This is a genomic window from Parvibaculum sp. (assembly GCF_049672805.1).
In the GTDB taxonomy this organism is placed as follows: domain Bacteria; phylum Pseudomonadota; class Alphaproteobacteria; order Parvibaculales; family Parvibaculaceae; genus Parvibaculum.
This window is the reverse complement of the sequence record NZ_JBATWS010000306.1, coordinates 1-2,734: the sequence shown is the minus strand read 5'-3', so window position 1 is coordinate 2,734 and position 2,734 is coordinate 1. Positions and strand designations below refer to the sequence as shown.

At 60.6% G+C, this 2,734-nt stretch carries 4 protein-coding genes; 3 read left to right on the top strand and 1 reads right to left on the bottom strand.

The window, feature by feature from the left end:
• Positions 1 to 306, top strand: a 306-nt coding sequence (locus WBF74_RS09745) for a CidA/LrgA family protein (RefSeq protein ID WP_424438827.1), incomplete at its 5' end; no start/stop codon positions are given.
• On the top strand, positions 303 to 1,010 hold the full coding sequence (locus WBF74_RS09740) for an LrgB family protein (protein ID WP_424438824.1): 708 nt from the start codon (positions 303 to 305) through the stop codon (positions 1,008 to 1,010). The genes WBF74_RS09745 and WBF74_RS09740, both read left to right, overlap by 4 nt.
• 35 nt (positions 1,011 to 1,045) lie before the next feature.
• On the opposite strand, the gene WBF74_RS09735 is transcribed toward WBF74_RS09740, so the two are convergent.
• On the bottom strand, positions 1,046 to 2,032 hold the full coding sequence (locus tag WBF74_RS09735) for a radical SAM protein (RefSeq protein ID WP_424438821.1): 987 nt from the start codon (positions 2,030 to 2,032) through the stop codon (positions 1,046 to 1,048).
• A gap of 51 nt (positions 2,033 to 2,083) precedes the next feature.
• Between WBF74_RS09735 and WBF74_RS09730 the strand changes: the two genes are divergently transcribed.
• Positions 2,084 to 2,734: DUF2804 domain-containing protein (locus WBF74_RS09730; protein ID WP_424438818.1), on the top strand; the 651-nt coding region annotated here is incomplete at its 3' end.

Sequence of the window (2,734 nt, the reverse complement as noted above, 5' to 3'; positions counted from 1 at the left end):
CTCTCATGGGCATTTGGCCTGCCTGTGCCCGGCACGTTGATCGGTATTCTGATCCTGCTTGCGCTGCTGCTCTCGCTCCGGCGCATTCCTGAGCCGGTGGCGCGCGTGTCGGATTTCCTGGTCACCCATCTCAATTTTTTCTACATACCGGCGGGCGTCGGCGTGATGGGCTATGGGGCGCTTCTCACCAGGGATCTCTGGCCGGTCATCATCGCGCTTGTTGTCAGCACTTTTCTCGCCATGCTTGCCGCAGGCTTTGCCTTCCAATGGACCGCACGGCTGACCGAGAAGAGGGAAGAGCAATGAGCGCTTTTAGCGCAGGTGACCTGATGACGGCGGTGCTGTGGATCGCCGTCACGCTTGCCTTCTATCTGCTCGCACGCCGCATTCAGGGCGCAGCGGGCGGCACGCCGCTCGCAAACCTCGTGCTCCTTGGGGCCGCGCCAATCATAGCGCTGATCTATGTCGCGGATATTGAGTTGAATGCCTATATGCAGGGCGGCAAGGTGCTGCTCTGGCTCGTCGGGCCTGCAACGGTTGCGATTGCGGTGCCGCTCTATCGCAATTTCGCGCGTGTGCGCTCGGCGCTTCTGCCCATGAGCGTGTCGCTTGTTGTCGGTTCGAGCGTTGCCGTTCTCTCCGCATTGCTGATCGGGGAGGCGATGGGTGCAAGTGTAGAGACGATCCGCGCGCTTGCGCCGAAATCTGTCTCGACGCCGATTGCGATGGGCATTGCCGAGGAGATCGGCGGCTATCCTTCCCTCGCCGCCGCTTTCGTGATCTTCACCGGCATTGTCGGTGCCGTTTTTGGGGCGGGCTTCTTCACGCTGGTGCGCATACGCGATGCTCGCGCGCGCGGCTTCGCCATGGGCATTGCCGCACATGGCATAGGCACGGCAAGCATCTTTCGGGAAGGGGAAGTGCAGGGTACTTTCTCAGGCGTCGCCATGGCGTTGAACGGGATTATCACCGCGCTGGTGTTGCCGCTGCTATGGCTCGCTTTTGCCTGAGCATCATTGCAAGCGAAGCAACGAAGCAACAGTCTCTAGGCCGAACAGCTCGCACCACCCAGCACGCAGAACTTCGCGCAATGGCGGTGATTGAGTTTGACCGTGCCAAGGCTCTCTTCAAGCGTCACGCCCATCTCAAACTGCGGATCATCGGGCAGAAGTGTGCAGGCAATGACGACCGGCGAAGATGCCCCCTTCCGCTTCACCACCATGCGGCTCGTCGCGCACATCATGCGGGCGGGATCGACATGCAATATGCCCCAGCAGGCCGTAGTGATTTCGGGCACCTCAGCGGCTTCGTCCATCTCCGGGAAAAGCACAAGTGATGAGGGATTGAACGCATCAAGCGGCAGCGCCTCGCGGGCGAACAAATCCGCATAGCCGCGTCGCTCATCCTCTTCCGTCTCGCCGGATGTCGTGCGCCCCGCTACCGCAAGCGCAAAGCCGTGCGATGCCAGCCAGCGCAACCCTTCCATTGTTTTCACGAAACTGCCTGCGCCACGTTCCCTGTCATGCAGGGCTTCCGTGTGATGGTCGAGGCTCACGCGAAGTTTGAGCGCATTGCCATATTTTTTGCGGAGCGCAAGCAAGCCCTCCTGAATGCGCGGGCGCTGCATGGGCTGCATCGCATTGGTGAGGACGAGGGCGGAATGACCGTGTGACAGGGCTTCTTCCAGCATGAGAAGCGTGTCGGGGTTCATAAAGGGTTCGCCGCCCGTAAAGCCGATTTCGGGAAGCGGTGTTCCCTCACGGGCGGCAATGTCGCGTGCGTCCGCCATATAGCGCGCGGCCTCTGCGGCGGAGATATAGACAAGGCGGTCATCTGTCGGGCTTGAATGGATATAGCAATGCGCGCATTCGATGTTGCAGAGCGTACCCGTATTGATCCAGAGCGTTTCTAGCCGCGCAAACGTCACCGAGGCGCGGACCTCGCCCCGCGCAGTGATGTCAGGATCGCTAAATTTTTCGATCACGGTCTGGTTCATGGGAGTAAGGCTATCATTGTGCTGTGCCTTCGCCATTCACAAATCGCTGAGGCTTGATAATCTGCGGCTCCAATCAGGTGGGGGTGGATGATGGAGCGGCAGGTGCAGCGGGAACTGACGGCGGGTGATCTTCTGGACGCGAAGGGGCGGCTTGTCGAGCCGGGCTGGGCGCGGCAGGAGATGAAACGCTACAGCCGCGCGGCCATTCGCGCGCCCTGGCACCGCATCAAGGAATGGGACTATTACTGCGTCCTGAATGATCGCTATGGCTTTGCCTGCGTCGTGGCGGACAATTCCTATATGGGCCTGCTGAACGCGGTCTGGCTCGATTTCGAGAAGCCGGGTTTCATCGAGGATGGCGTCATCATTCCTTTGCCGCGCGGCAGGATGAACCTGCCCGCGAGCGCCGATCAGGGCGACATTGTTCAGCATCACCCGAAAATGGATATTGCCTTCCGACATGAAGCGGGCGGGCGACGCCTTACCCTTTCTGCGCCGGGCTTCGGGCGGGGCAGGGGGATCACGGCTGATCTTTTCCTGCATCAGCCCGAGATGGACCGCATGGTCATCGCAACGCCCTTTCCGAATGCGCCGCGCGCCTTCTATTACAATCAGAAGATCAACTGCCTGCCTGCAGAAGGCAGCGTGACAATGGGCGGCGAGACTTTCGCCTTCGAACCGGCCACCTCCTTCGGCGTCCTCGATTGGGGGCGCGGCGTCTGGACCTATGACAATGTC